Origin of the sequence: Vibrio salinus, from assembly GCF_021272385.1 — a bacterium.
GTDB classification, from domain to species: domain Bacteria; phylum Pseudomonadota; class Gammaproteobacteria; order Enterobacterales; family Vibrionaceae; genus Vibrio; species Vibrio salinus.
In genome coordinates, this window is the sequence record NZ_JAJSDZ010000005.1 from 212,629 (window position 1) to 225,345 (window position 12,717).

The following is a 12,717-nucleotide window of genomic DNA, read 5'->3' on the forward strand; positions in this document are numbered from 1 at the left end:
AAAATGAAAGGGACGTATTATGACGCTACAAACTCAAAAAAATGACGATCTAATGATTCGTATTAAACATATGAACAAATGGTATGGAGAATTCCACGTACTGAAAGACATTAACCTCAGCGTAACCAAAGGAGAGAAGATCGTTATTTGTGGTCCTTCCGGGTCAGGTAAATCAACCATGATACGCTGTATTAATCGCCTGGAAGAACACCAGAAAGGCAAAATCATTGTTAGCGGAACTGAATTAACTGAAGATCTGAAAGATATTGAAACCGTCCGCCGTGAGGTTGGTATGTGCTTTCAGCACTTTAACCTGTTCCCTCACCTGACAGTTTTAGAAAACTGTACGCTGGCTCCAATCTGGGTAAAAAAAATGCCTAAAGCAGAGGCGGAAGCCATCGCAATGAAATATCTGGAACGTGTAAAAATTCCAAATCAGGCTCTGAAGTATCCAGGCCAGTTGTCTGGTGGTCAGCAACAACGTGTTGCCATTGCCCGTTCATTATGTATGAACCCGCAAGTTATGCTGTTTGATGAACCAACGTCTGCACTCGACCCGGAAATGGTTCGGGAAGTTCTGGACGTAATGGTAGAATTGGCGGAAGAAGGCATGACAATGTTATGCGTAACACATGAAATGGGATTTGCGAAAGAAGTTGCGGACAGAGTTATCTTCATGGACGCAGGTGAGATTATCGAAGAGAACAATCCAAAAGACTTCTTCGAAAATCCACAGTCGGACCGTACGAAAAACTTCCTATCTCAGATTCTTTCTCATTAATTCGTTCATGAGTTAGAGTTAGCTATCAGGAGAAATAAGAGGCACTATTCACAGTGTCTCTTTTTTTGATCACTCAATATAGAAAAATCGTGTTACAACTTAATCATTACTTGTTAACTGAAATTGAGTATCATATTAAGGAAAGAATTTAAAAAACATTTTCCGGGCTTGAATTTTTGAACTTTTGCCCTCATAAATGTCATATAAACAAAAGGTAACCACCATACGAGGAAGAGTATGAACAGACCTATGTATTCTCAAGCATCAACTCAAAGCGGTGTTTTACAAACCAATAAGGTTTTACGTAACACTTACGCATTATTATCAATGACACTTTTATGGTCTGCTGTCATTGCGGGGATTTCAATGGCAATGGACTTACCACGTCCAGGACTAATCATTACACTTGTCGGATTTTATGGCTTACTGTTTCTTACTGAAAAAAATCGTAACAGCACCCTTGGCGTCGTCTTCGCCTTCCTGTTTACGGGGTTTCTTGGGTACACACTGGGCCCGATTTTAAACATGTACGTCAGTCATGGTATGGGCGATGTTGTTATCACTGCTCTTGGCGGCACAGCGCTAACCTTCATGGCTGCCTCTGCTTATGCTCTGACAACTAAACGGGATTTGTCCTTCCTTAATGGGCTGTTATTAGCTGGCTTTGTTGTTCTACTGGTTGGTATGATTGCAAATATTTTCCTACAAATGCCAATGATTTATCTTGCAATGAGTGGGTTGTTTGTTCTGTTCTCAACCGGTGCAATCTTGTTAACTACTCAGCAAATTGTTCGTGGTGGTGAAACAAACTATATTTCAGCGACGATTACTTTGTATGTATCAATCTACAATCTGTTCATCAGCTTACTAAGTATTCTTGGTGTCATGAACGACGATTAATTCCGTTAACAACTTTGGTTATTAACGAAATAACTATCAAATCCCCTCTTAAGCGAGGGGATTTTTGTTGGAAACACCTTATTGGCATCTCACATCTATCAGCGTAAACTTGCGAGCAGTAACGTAAACAATCCACCTTTGTAAATAGGATTTATGAGAAGGCATTATTTCGAATATGTTAATTTATAATGACATAAATATTGAGACTGATAATGAAGGTTATCTGGTTGATTTTTCACAATGGGATGAAGGGCTGATTCCTATTCTGGCAAAGCAGGAAGGTATTGAATTAACCGCTGACCATATAGAAATTATTATGTTCGTTCGCCGGTTTTATGAAGAATATAACACATCACCAGCCATACGAATGCTGGTTAAGGCAATGGCAAAAGAATACGGTCCCGAAAAAGGATGCAGCAAATATCTGTTTAAGTTATTTCGCGAAGGGCCGGCTAAACAAGCGACAAAACTTGCAGGGTTACCAAAACCGGCCAAATGCCTGTAAAATTGATTATCTCAATGTATTGAGAAGCCCTTAAAAGGCTTCTCCGGAAAATACTCAACCCTTTGAATACTTTCCACCGATGCCATTGGTGAGCCCTGTTTCAGCCATTCATATAAATCATCTAACTGCTCGGGTTCTCCTGTTGCTATAACCTCTACATTACCATTACTTAAATTTCGGGCAAAACCGGTTAACCCCAGGTTGATTCCCTGATGAGCAGTAAAATAACGAAATCCAACACCCTGTACGATTCCGGAAACAATAAACTTTTCACTTTTGGTCATAACGGGCCTCCAGAAAAACCGAGATTGTTTATAAAACAGTATGGTTACTGTAACTTAACTTCGCCATATTTAGCTACTTAACTTATTCAAAAATCATTACACCATCGAGATTATTATTTCCCAGTAAGAATGCCTTACCATTTGCTTTTCCGAATTAGTTCTATGAAAATACCCGCCCATGTTAAAAACACAGAGTTTAACCCATGTCAGCAGCCGTCTATTTAGCTAAAGGTCGTGAAAAGTCCCTTCTCAGAAAACATCCCTGGATTTTCTCCAGAGCAATAGAAAAAGTCGAAGGATCACCTGAACCCGGAGATACTGTTGATGTTTTTAGCAATAAAGGACAATGGCTGGCTAAAGCCGGATATTCACCTCACTCTCAAATCCGTGCCAGAGTCTGGACATTTAATAAGCAGAATATTGATCAGAATTTTTTTACTAAGCGCATTCAGCAAGCTCAACGAATAAGAAATGATATTATTGAACAGGGTAAACTAACCGGTTACCGTCTCATTGCAGCTGAATCTGACGGAATGCCGGGAGTTACTGTAGATAAATACGATAATTATCTTGTTTGTCAGTTTCTTAGTGCAGCTGCAGATAAACTCAAACAGACAATTTGCGATGCTTTGTTAACTTGCTTTCCAGAACACAATATTTATGAACGTTCTGATGTTTCTGTTCGTAAAAAAGAAGGATTGAAAGAAATAACAGGGGTTCTACGGGGTAATGAACCACCTAAATTCGTCGTTATTGAAGAAAACGACATCAAGATTCAGGTCGATATAAAAAATGGCCACAAAACCGGATTTTATTTAGATCAAAGAGACAGCCGCTTTCAGGCAATGAAGTATGTTGCAGATAAAGAAGTCCTTAACTGCTTTTCTTATACCGGAGGATTTGGGCTGTATGCCTTAAAAGCCAATGCCCGACGGGTTATTAATGCAGATGTTTCTCAACCAGCACTAAATATAGCAAAAGACAATGCAACTCTGAATAACTTTGATATAAGTAAGAAAAAAGCCGTTTTTCTGAATGCCGATGTTTTTAAGCTTTTAAGAGAATACCGTGATCAGGGCACAAAATTTGATGTCGTAATAATGGACCCACCAAAATTCGCTGAATCTAAAGCACAACTAAATGGTGCTTGCCGTGGGTATAAAGACATTAACATGCTGGCTATGCAAATTCTTAAGTCTGGTGGCACATTGCTGACATACTCCTGTTCCGGACTTATGGATCAGGTTTTGTTTCAAAAAATCATCGCTGATGCAGCAGTTGATTCCGGTCGTACCGTAAGATTCGTTGAAAGATTTGAACAGGCCGCCGATCACCCTATCGATACAGCCTATCCGGAAGGATTCTATCTGAAAGGTTTTGCCTGCAAGGTGATATAAGAAGCTAAGGTAAATAACAGTCAGATTCTTATCAATAAAAGCGCTCTATCCTACAGCGCTTTTATTGATGGCAGCAGCGCTAAATCATATTTTCTTTGTTTATAAATGAACAGAAAAGTCACAGTAATCACTGAATTTGTCAGAAGGAATACCTGCTGATGACAATATATCCCCAGAACCAAACCATTTATTAAGTTCTGAATCATGATGTTATTTAGGGATAAAATTAATCAATTTAAATTATGAATAAATATAACATTAGCAATACAATATAGATATAAAGCTTGATCGAACCAACTTACATAGTGACAATCATCACATTATTGCCAATGATGAATCTTGCCGGCAATACTCTCCCAACAAATTAGTCTTTAAAATCATAAGGATATTTAATGATCGGTCCATTGATAAACGCAACTGCAATCATCTTAGGTGGCATAATCGGTACTGTAGGTGGTACAAAAGTGCCACAACGAATAAGAGAACGCATGCCGATGGTATTTGGCCTGACATCAATGGGATTAGGTATCGCTATGATAATGAAGGTGAAACTATTGCCGGCCGTTGTTCTTGCCATGCTCATTGGTACTCTTATCGGAGAAATATTCGACTTAGAAGAAAAAATCAAATCTTTGGCTCACTTTCTGAAAGATTTTATCGAACGCACATTGCCAAAACCCAACTCCAGTATCAGTCAGAATGAATATATTGAAGCATTTATTTCTGTTCTAATTCTTTTTAGTGTAAGTGGAACCGGTATTTTCGGTTCCATGAACGAAGGGGTAACAGGTGACCCTACGCTGCTCATTGTAAAATCATTTCTGGATTTTTTTACAGCCATTATTTTTGCAATTCGTCTGGGGTTTCCGGTCGCATCACTCGCTATCCCACAGACAATCGTACAAGCAGTTCTTTATTATTCTGCATCAAGCATTATGCCTCTCACTAATGATGTCATGATTGCTGACTTTTCCGCTGTTGGTGGGCTAGTTATGCTTGCAACAGGATTTCGCATTTGTGGTATATTACAATTCCCGGTAGCAAATATGCTCCCGGCTCTTATCATTGCAATGCCAATATCTGCTTTATGGGCATCTATTGTTTAGATATCCGGAGGTACTGTAACATTGACTCTTCTGATCGATCAGATAGCAGAAAAAGTAATTCAGTCAGCCATAGAGGAAGGTAAATTAGATAACCTACCAGGGAAAGGTAAACCTGTTGACTTTGAAGATGAAACTTTTATTCCCGAAGAATTAAGAGCTTGCTACCGAATTCTTAAAAATTCGGGATACCTTCCACCGGAATTAGAAGATCGAAATCATGCTTTACGGTTATGTGATTTGATTAATAGTGTCGAGGCTACTGATACAACAATAAAAGACATCTCAAATAAGTTAAAGACGCTCGAATTAAAAATGAGGCTAAAAGGCATTGACACCCGTTTTATTTATCAATACCTTTCAAAAACTAAATAGAAGTGATTTTTTTGTCTCTACTTTTTGGGTTCAATAAATTTACCGTGTGCGCTAACGCAAATACCCTGCTCTGTTTCCAAATATGCAGATAAGAAATAAACCTTTCTTAACTTTTTGTTTATTTTCCCATAAATAGAAACAATACTGCCAACTTCAATCGGTTTATGATATTTAATATTCAGCTCAGCCGTTAGACCTTTAATTCCCCGCTGCATCAAGCAGTGCGTCATTACTGAATCAAGCATTGTTCCTGCAATACCACCATGAAGCAAACCACCATAACCCTGATATTTTTGAGCCACAATAAACTCTCCTTTCAGCCCACCAGAGGACAAAGGAAAAAAATGCAAACCAAGCTCTGGCGATTCTAAGCCACAGGCAAAACAGCCTGAATGCAATTTCAAAACAGCATCAGCTTCGGATCTTCTTTCTGAAATCTCTGCTCCGATCATTTTCTGCAACAACATTTTTTCTTATTGTCGGACTGAGAATGGTTGTCTGAGTGGCAACAAGAATGACCTGAATGATTTTTACCTGAATGATTTTTACCGGAATGACAACATAGCTGACCTGCCGCTTTTTTATCTTCGTATTTCTTTGATATACGAGCTCGTGACAAATCAACTAAAGTTGTTACATTTTCTCCCCGAAGCAAACTAAGCAGGTCTGCTGACTGACCTTTTTCTGCCATGATCACTTTTATTTCACATTCAAAAAGGCGGGACAGCATTCTCGAACCAATGTTTTTTACTAATACTCTTTTGGCATGATTGGATTTTAACATTTCAAGAAGGCGCGATTTTCCTGAACATCCGGAATCTAGTGCCGGATTTGGTGCCGAACTAACAAGTTCTCCGGTGTCTTTCACAAAAATAAAGTGGTGTGCTTTCGTAAAATGATTCGATAATCGGTTATCCATCACAGGTACTGCTGTAATCATACTTGGTCCTCACAATAAAAATATACACAATCATACCCCCATAATTAGCATATGCCAATATTTTATGTGTGAAAGAACCAATAATAATTGGTAAAGAAAGCCATCATGCGGCTTTATAACAAGTAGTTTCTTATTCGGAAGGAGTCATCATCAAAGCTTTGCCATTTAATAAGCAATCTGAAACTTTTTGTCTGCCTGATTTCACCAGATTGGCCAACGTTTGTCTTGATACACCCATCACTGATGCTGCTTCCAACTGCAACATCCCCTGATAATCAACAAGACGAATGGCTTCAAATTCATCAGGATGCAGGGTAACTTGCTCTAAGTCCCCCATTTGGATTCCATTGGGCTTAAAGCAGCTATTAGCCGGAGCACCACATATTTTTCTCGGGATTTTAGGTCGTCCCATAGCTTAGCCTCTTTAGTCGTAAATATGAGAATTGATATCATCGCCGTATTCAACAAGAAAGTGAATGAGAATTCAAGCAAATTCACCATATCTGAGATAGTTTTCTTAAATTTTATTTCTCAGTTTGATACTAGTCATGATCCCAAGAAAGTGCTGTAATGGCTATACTTTTTTCACAAAATCCTTTCAGCCGTGTTAATTCGAGTCATTGAAATCTTATTCCCGATGTTTTTTGTCGTTATTGTCGGCTATTTGTGCGCAAAAAAAACGTCAATCGACATGAAACCAATTAATCGCCTTAATATTGATTATTTTGCACCCGCTCTGGTATTTTCCTGCCTGGTAGATATGCCAATTGGAAATAAACAAATCGCTCTAATTAATGCCGGTATATTGGCTGTTATTGTTCCGGGAATCGTTATATGGTTATTTACCCTATTTAGACAACTCGATCACAAAGTCTGGGTTCCACCACACATGTTTCGCAACAGCGGTAATCTGGCTATTCCCCTGTTTGTATACACTTTTGGTGAAATAGCCAAGTCAGATGCTGTACTCCTCATGGTTGTTTCAACCTGTCTACAGGTGACTATAGGTCTTATTATTATCAGTGGACTAAATAAGCAGGGACTGAAAACACTGATTCGCATGCCGATGATTCACGCCACCATATTATCTTTAGCAATCAATTACAGTGGTATACATATATGGACGCCGTTATTAAAAGCAACGACTTTGCTTGGGGAAAGTTCAATACCCCTAATGCTTTTTTCTCTTGGTTCGCAACTTATATACCTAAACCGTTCAGGAATAAAAATTGGTATATTAAGTACATTCACTTCACTACTAAGTGGCGCTATGGCATACATCATGATCATTCACACAATAAACTTGCCTGTTTTAGAAAAACAAATGATGGTTCTGTTTACTATGCTTCCTCCTGCTGTAATGAATCACTTATTTGCCGAAAGATACAAACTCGATGGACCAACTGTTGCCTCGATGGTTCTGTATGGCAATTTTCTGTCGATTATTACAATGCCGATTTTATTATGGTACGCGCTTTCAGTTGTGAAATAGTAATCATCGGCATTTCGGATTGGGGAATCCAAGAAATGTTATTTTTCATTGGAGCTAAACACGTCTATTCAACTCCAACGAACTCCTTCAGCTTTTATCAAAGAGATTGATCATACCCATGTAACTTCATGTATAACATTGAGGCAAAAATTAGAATTGTGATAACAGCAGAAAGTGGAAGTGGCTTTAAAAGCTGTTCCAATACATTATAAGATTTCGATAATATTTTCATACGTCTAATCTCTCTATCTCTATATAAGATATAGTGTTCGCTCTTAATGACCTTTATTATTGTTGATGTGTAGTCCTCTTTTCACTCTCATAAAAACAACTTAGTCGTTTTTACCATAAATAAATTTGACCAACTCTAATAATTGATGAATTTTTTGTGAAAATCGCCCTTAAAAAACGAACAAAAATTAAACATTTCCAAAAAATTTGAACTTGATCTCATATCGAATTCTTTACTATCAACTGTGAAAAAATTCAGATCAATCTGATAATGTGAAAAAATCAAACCATACATTCAAAAGGCTGTTCAGGAGACATTGAAGGCACAAAAATGTAAATTAGACTCAAGTAATGTCTTTATTAACGACGTTGTTTTTGCCTCATTATTATTAATACGATAATAATCAAGTACAGGGCCACATATATCATCAAGCTCTAATGGTCTGCCCTTTTCCCGGTCTACTAACATCGATGTTTTAATTGCCGCAAAATTAGAAATTAAGTCAAACATCTCATCAACGTCTTTTTCTACTATTTCTACACCAGCATAGTTTGCAGCTTTAGCCGTTTCCAGCATCATCTGATACACCACATTTCTCAGGCTTTTTTCAGCAAGCATTTGCCGGGTATCAAGTCCGGTTAACGCGGACAATGGATTAACACTGTTATTGATGATCAGTTTTTTCCATAGCGCATACTCAATATTTTCCTGAATACTAGTTGGGATTCCACTTTCATTAAATACACTTCCGAGAGAGTTAACGTAACGCTCTGAATCAGGATGAACCCTACTATTTGGCCATATTCCCATCTCAATTTCAGCAACACCGGTTACCTGCACGACACCAGGATTAACGATATGCCCACCGATTCTGACCGCCAAACCACCAAGGGTGCGCATCTTACCTACAACTGCAGCAATTTTTTCTTCATTACGAACACCATTTTGAATGGACAACACGGGAGTTGAACCTGATGACAACCAATCACTCAAATCACCCATTATCTGCTTCGTTGCTGCACTTTTCGCAGCAAGAATCAAGAGATCAAATTCTTCGCAGTTAAATTCAGACATCAGAGTGTCCAAATCCACAGCAATCACATTCGAATTAAAAGAAAAATCATTTTGAGTCACTGACAAGCCTTGCGACTGCATCGCCTTAAGATGCAGCCCACGGGCAACAAACACCACATCATGACCAGCAGCCGCCAGTCTTGCACCATAGTAGCAACCGATACCTCCGGCACCTAATATTGCAAATTTCATCTTTATTTCTCACCCTTCAGTTCTTCAGACTGAATGATTTTACAGCCTGCATTTTCCATTACCGAAAAAGCAGCATCTACGTCACCATCCTGGACGTTTACTCCTCTGGTAGCATCCTTAATGACAAAAGTATTAAAACCAGCAGCTACTGCATCTAAGGCAGTAAATTTTACGCAATAATCAGCCGCCAGACCGACCACATAAACATCCGTGATAGCATTTGATTTTAAATACTTAGCCAGACCTGTCATATGGCGTTTCTGATTATCATAAAAACCGCTATAGCTATCTACATCCGGATGCGTACCTTTGTGAACAATATGGTTAATAGAGGCTGTATTCAGTGTTGGAATGAACTTTGCGCCTTCGCTATTCTGAACACAGTGCATTGGCCATAAAATCTGCTCAGTACCGGACAAATTCACAACATCTCCGGGTTTCTTGCCAGTATATTGTGAAGCAAAGCTGCCATGGTTCTCAGGATGCCAGTCCAACGTCGCCACAACATAATCAAACTGATCTAATATGTTATTAATAACAGGAACAATTTCATCGCCATCAGGCACTGGTAATGTACCTGACGGTGAAAAATCATTTTGTATATCAACCAACAAAAGCGCCTTGCTCATAATTATCTCCTGAAAAACCAATTACTAGTCTAATAATCCATTTAATATATCAAATAGCTTTCCTACCGAGGGCGACGAAAGGTCAAGAAAGTCAAAATGGGTACCTTTTTCAATTTCCAAAAACATGACATTACTATTGAGCGCCAGCGCTTTTTCTGAGTAGGAATATGTCATATTAATATCAACGTACTCATCGTCGGTCCCGTGCAGCACATACTGAGGAATATTTCCGGGCAATAACTCCATGGGTGATGTGACAAGGTAACGGTTAATATCCTCCGATGGGGTTACGCCGAGTAAATCATATACTGCTCCATTTCCCATATTCTTCTTAAAAGCGCCAATTAAGTCCGCAACGGGAGCCAGGGCAATCACTTCTGTTATTGCTAAATTCAAACGATGTTGCTGGTGAGATAACCACAAGCTTAAATGTCCTCCGGCAGAATGACCAATGATACTAATATTCGTTTTGTTAAAAACATCCAGCGTTCCAAGATAGTTCACAGCATCAACCACATCATCAAATGTACCGGGCCAACCGCCTTCCTTTTCCCCTGTTCTTCTGTATTCAATGTTCCAGACACCATACCCCATTTGAGCAAGGTGAGCTGACAGTTCGTTCATTTGATCTTTACCATAGGGATATTTCCAAAATCCACCATGGATTAAACAGACAAAACCTTTAGAAACCCCGCCTTTTGGTAAAAACAAATCGCCACTCTGGCTTTCACTCCTTCCATACTGATAGGTAGTAACTAAGGCCGCCATATTCAGTCTCCTTATTTTACAATCTTTATCCGATGATAAGTGACGTTCAGAATACCTTTTTCCTGCACCAGCGTATTATCATCAATAATCTTCCAAACGTCTTCATTCCCATTTTTAACAAAGACAAGATAACGCTTGCCACCGGACTTGCGTTCAAAAATTTTATCAAACTGAGTTCTTTGACCTTCAACATCAATGTAATTTTCGCCAATAACAATATTGTCATGAGGCGCATACTGAGCAATATTGCTAAGAACTTCGTTATCTGAACCGGTTTTTGCTGAATACTCGCCTTCAAAACCGTTTTTACAACCTGTCAGTACTAATGTTAACATCATAATAACACTGAGTTTTTTCATGTTCTAAGAGCCTTACCTAAAAATATTTATCCTCACTTTTCAAGCATATCAAGTCTGATGAAAACGGAAAACCGCTTTTCTGCCAGTGTAACTCAAAAAAAAAGCCAGATACTGACGTATCTGGCCGGTACAAACAATCATTTACGAAATCATTAACTTTGAGTAATTTCTTTCATCCCATCAGCAATAATTTCAGCCTGAGGTCCAATGACAACCTGAATATTTGTTGCATTAAGTTTTACAATTCCCTTAGCCCCCAACGATTTCAGAGAAGCATCATTAACCACATCCATGCTCTTCACAGACAAACGTAAACGGGTTATACAGGCATCAATCTGAGAAAGGTTTTCCTGCCCTCCTAACGCTTCTATATACTGACGGGCAAGGGTGTCCATATCGCCACTCTGTCCACTACCGGATACTTTTTCGTTTTCGTCTGTATCGTCTTCTCTTCCGGGCGTTTTAATATCAAATGCTTTAATCGAAAAGTAAAAGATAACAAAATACACGACCCCGAAAACCAGCCCGACAACTATAAGCAAAGCTGGTTTTGTCGCAAGTCCCCAGTTAATGATAAAGTCAAACAAACCGGCAGAGAAACCAAAGCCATCCAAAATCCCAAGATAATTAGTTACAACCAGAGAAAGCCCGGTTAGCACTGCATGAACAATATAAAGTACCGGAGCCAGGAACATAAAGGTAAATTCAAGCGGTTCTGTTACACCAGTCAAAAATGCGGTTAATGCAACGGATGCAAGTAGCCCGGCGACTTGTTTACGTCGATTCTGAGGAGCAGCAAAATACATAGCTAACGCTGCGCCTGGCAACCCGAACATCATAATAGGGAAGAATCCGGTCATAAATACACCGGCGTGCGGGTCTCCGGCAAAGAAGCGGTTTAAGTCACCACGAGTGGCCTGTTCAGCAACTTCCTTAATAATACTGCCATCAATACCAGGAACAGAAGAACCAATAACAAAAGATTTCGCAACAGACGGATCAACACAAACATTTTGCAATGCTCCGGCTAATTCATAAGTTACTTTTGTACAATCCCCCAGACCAAACCAGAAAATAGAATTCATAACATGATGAAGGCCTACTGGAATAAGAGCCCGGTTGAGCGTCCCGTAAGCAAACTGACCAAAAGCACCGGATGTGGCAACTGCATGTCCAAATGAATCAATACCATGTTGAATCGAAGGCCAGACAACACCCATAATCGCAGCAAGAATGAGAGAAATAAGACCTGTCATTATGGGTACTAGACGCTTACCGCCAAAAAATGCCAAATAAGCTGGAAGATTATAATTATAGAAGCGATTGTATGAATGCCCGGCAACAATACCAGCCACAATGCCACCGAAGAAGGACATGTTGATGTCCGCATTGATTGTTTTAGCAGCCTCAGTTAAAACCAGGTAACCTATCGCACCCGCCAGACCTGCAGCACCGGCATCATCTTTAGATAGCCCAATCGCAATACCGATGGCAAACAAAAGTGGTAACTGCCCGAAAATCGCTCCGCCGGCTTGAGCCATAAATGCAATACCTAGCATATCTGGCTGTCCGAGACGAAGCAGAATCGCCGCAACCGGTAGGATAGCGATCGGGAGCATGATCGCCTTCCCGAGTTTTTGCGTATATCCCAGTACGTTCATAACTTCCTCCAATTGAATTCTGTAC

Annotated in this window: 16 protein-coding genes; 7 read left to right on the forward strand and 9 right to left on the reverse strand. The window is 39.4% G+C overall.

What is annotated here, in order from left to right:
• Nucleotides 1-19: 19 nt before the first annotated feature.
• The 3 genes from LRQ06_RS01090 to LRQ06_RS01100 all read left to right on the forward strand — a co-directional run bounded on the left by LRQ06_RS01090 (nt 20) and on the right by LRQ06_RS01100 (nt 2,186).
• On the forward strand, nt 20-781 hold the full coding sequence (locus LRQ06_RS01090; RefSeq protein WP_308218810.1) for an amino acid ABC transporter ATP-binding protein: 762 nt from the start codon (nt 20-22) through the stop codon (nt 779-781).
• A gap of 237 nt (nt 782-1,018) precedes the next feature.
• Complete coding sequence (locus LRQ06_RS01095) at nt 1,019-1,681, forward strand: Bax inhibitor-1/YccA family protein (RefSeq protein WP_232764598.1); 663 nt, start codon at nt 1,019-1,021, stop codon at nt 1,679-1,681.
• A gap of 175 nt (nt 1,682-1,856) precedes the next feature.
• Nucleotides 1,857-2,186, forward strand: coding sequence for a TusE/DsrC/DsvC family sulfur relay protein (locus LRQ06_RS01100; protein WP_232764599.1), 330 nt, complete (start codon nt 1,857-1,859; stop codon nt 2,184-2,186).
• Between the two features lie 11 nt (nt 2,187-2,197).
• Here the strand turns inward: LRQ06_RS01100 and yccX are convergent, their stop codons facing one another.
• On the reverse strand, nt 2,198-2,470 hold the full coding sequence (yccX, locus tag LRQ06_RS01105; RefSeq protein ID WP_232764600.1) for an acylphosphatase: 273 nt from the start codon (nt 2,468-2,470) through the stop codon (nt 2,198-2,200).
• A 203-nt stretch (nt 2,471-2,673) separates the two neighbouring features.
• On the opposite strand from yccX, the gene LRQ06_RS01110 reads away from it, so the two are divergent.
• From LRQ06_RS01110 to LRQ06_RS01120, 3 genes are all read left to right on the forward strand, one after another.
• Complete coding sequence (locus LRQ06_RS01110; protein ID WP_232764601.1) at nt 2,674-3,867, forward strand: class I SAM-dependent methyltransferase; 1,194 nt, start codon at nt 2,674-2,676, stop codon at nt 3,865-3,867.
• Nucleotides 3,868-4,259: 392 nt separating this feature from the next.
• On the forward strand, nt 4,260-4,973 hold the full coding sequence (locus LRQ06_RS01115) for a DUF554 domain-containing protein (protein ID WP_232764602.1): 714 nt from the start codon (nt 4,260-4,262) through the stop codon (nt 4,971-4,973).
• 21 nt (nt 4,974-4,994) lie between these two features.
• A complete protein-coding gene (locus tag LRQ06_RS01120) occupies nt 4,995-5,345 on the forward strand; it encodes a DnaJ family domain-containing protein (protein WP_232764603.1) in 351 nt (116 codons plus the stop codon).
• A 17-nt stretch (nt 5,346-5,362) separates the two neighbouring features.
• On the opposite strand, the gene LRQ06_RS20990 is transcribed toward LRQ06_RS01120, so the two are convergent.
• The 3 genes from LRQ06_RS20990 to LRQ06_RS01135 all read right to left on the reverse strand — a co-directional run bounded on the left by LRQ06_RS20990 (nt 5,363) and on the right by LRQ06_RS01135 (nt 6,697).
• A complete protein-coding gene (locus LRQ06_RS20990) occupies nt 5,363-5,647 on the reverse strand; it encodes a PaaI family thioesterase (RefSeq protein WP_232764604.1) in 285 nt (94 codons plus the stop codon).
• Between the two features lie 146 nt (nt 5,648-5,793).
• Entirely contained in the window at nt 5,794-6,285 is a 492-nt protein-coding gene (locus tag LRQ06_RS01130) for a NifB/NifX family molybdenum-iron cluster-binding protein (RefSeq protein WP_232764605.1), read from the reverse strand.
• Between the two features lie 130 nt (nt 6,286-6,415).
• Nucleotides 6,416-6,697, reverse strand: a complete 282-nt coding sequence (locus LRQ06_RS01135) for a DUF134 domain-containing protein (RefSeq protein ID WP_232764606.1) — start codon at nt 6,695-6,697, stop codon at nt 6,416-6,418.
• Nucleotides 6,698-6,889: 192 nt separating this feature from the next.
• On the opposite strand from LRQ06_RS01135, the gene LRQ06_RS01140 reads away from it, so the two are divergent.
• Nucleotides 6,890-7,777: an AEC family transporter gene (locus tag LRQ06_RS01140; RefSeq protein WP_232764607.1), complete on the forward strand. Its 888-nt coding sequence runs from the start codon at nt 6,890-6,892 to the stop codon at nt 7,775-7,777.
• A 538-nt stretch (nt 7,778-8,315) separates the two neighbouring features.
• Here LRQ06_RS01140 and LRQ06_RS01145 read toward each other — a convergent pair.
• From LRQ06_RS01145 to nagE, 5 genes are all read right to left on the reverse strand, one after another.
• The gene (locus tag LRQ06_RS01145) at nt 8,316-9,275 is read right to left on the reverse strand and encodes a ketopantoate reductase family protein (RefSeq protein ID WP_232764608.1); all 960 of its coding nucleotides are present in this window, start codon (nt 9,273-9,275) and stop codon (nt 8,316-8,318) included.
• Between the two features lie 2 nt (nt 9,276-9,277).
• Entirely contained in the window at nt 9,278-9,904 is a 627-nt protein-coding gene (gene pncA / locus LRQ06_RS01150; protein WP_232764609.1) for a bifunctional nicotinamidase/pyrazinamidase, read from the reverse strand.
• Nucleotides 9,905-9,928: 24 nt separating this feature from the next.
• Nucleotides 9,929-10,672 carry an alpha/beta hydrolase family protein gene (locus tag LRQ06_RS01155; protein WP_232764610.1) on the reverse strand — a complete coding sequence of 248 codons (744 nt, stop codon included), beginning with the start codon at nt 10,670-10,672 and terminating at the stop codon, nt 9,929-9,931.
• A gap of 11 nt (nt 10,673-10,683) precedes the next feature.
• A complete protein-coding gene (locus tag LRQ06_RS01160; RefSeq protein WP_232764611.1) occupies nt 10,684-11,031 on the reverse strand; it encodes a hypothetical protein in 348 nt (115 codons plus the stop codon).
• A gap of 152 nt (nt 11,032-11,183) precedes the next feature.
• On the reverse strand, nt 11,184-12,692 hold the full coding sequence (gene nagE, locus LRQ06_RS01165) for an N-acetylglucosamine-specific PTS transporter subunit IIBC (RefSeq protein ID WP_232764612.1): 1,509 nt from the start codon (nt 12,690-12,692) through the stop codon (nt 11,184-11,186).
• Between the last annotated feature and the right edge of the window lie 25 nt (nt 12,693-12,717).

Bases quoted from the DNA above. Each gene is read 5' to 3' on its own strand.
- LRQ06_RS01090 (WP_308218810.1), top strand. From the start codon at position 20: ATGACGCTACAAACTCAAAAAAATGACGATCTAATGATTCGTATTAAA.
- LRQ06_RS01095 (WP_232764598.1), top strand. From the start codon at position 1,019: ATGAACAGACCTATGTATTCTCAAGCATCAACTCAAAGCGGTGTTTTA.
- LRQ06_RS01100 (WP_232764599.1), top strand. From the start codon at position 1,857: ATGTTAATTTATAATGACATAAATATTGAGACTGATAATGAAGGTTAT.
- yccX (WP_232764600.1), bottom strand. From the start codon at position 2,470: ATGACCAAAAGTGAAAAGTTTATTGTTTCCGGAATCGTACAGGGTGTT.
- LRQ06_RS01110 (WP_232764601.1), top strand. From the start codon at position 2,674: ATGTCAGCAGCCGTCTATTTAGCTAAAGGTCGTGAAAAGTCCCTTCTC.
- LRQ06_RS01115 (WP_232764602.1), top strand. From the start codon at position 4,260: ATGATCGGTCCATTGATAAACGCAACTGCAATCATCTTAGGTGGCATA.
- LRQ06_RS01130 (WP_232764605.1), bottom strand. From the start codon at position 6,285: ATGATTACAGCAGTACCTGTGATGGATAACCGATTATCGAATCATTTT.
- LRQ06_RS01135 (WP_232764606.1), bottom strand. From the start codon at position 6,697: ATGGGACGACCTAAAATCCCGAGAAAAATATGTGGTGCTCCGGCTAAT.
- LRQ06_RS01145 (WP_232764608.1), bottom strand. From the start codon at position 9,275: ATGAAATTTGCAATATTAGGTGCCGGAGGTATCGGTTGCTACTATGGT.
- pncA (WP_232764609.1), bottom strand. From the start codon at position 9,904: ATGAGCAAGGCGCTTTTGTTGGTTGATATACAAAATGATTTTTCACCG.
- LRQ06_RS01155 (WP_232764610.1), bottom strand. From the start codon at position 10,672: ATGGCGGCCTTAGTTACTACCTATCAGTATGGAAGGAGTGAAAGCCAG.
- LRQ06_RS01160 (WP_232764611.1), bottom strand. From the start codon at position 11,031: ATGAAAAAACTCAGTGTTATTATGATGTTAACATTAGTACTGACAGGT.
- nagE (WP_232764612.1), bottom strand. From the start codon at position 12,692: ATGAACGTACTGGGATATACGCAAAAACTCGGGAAGGCGATCATGCTC.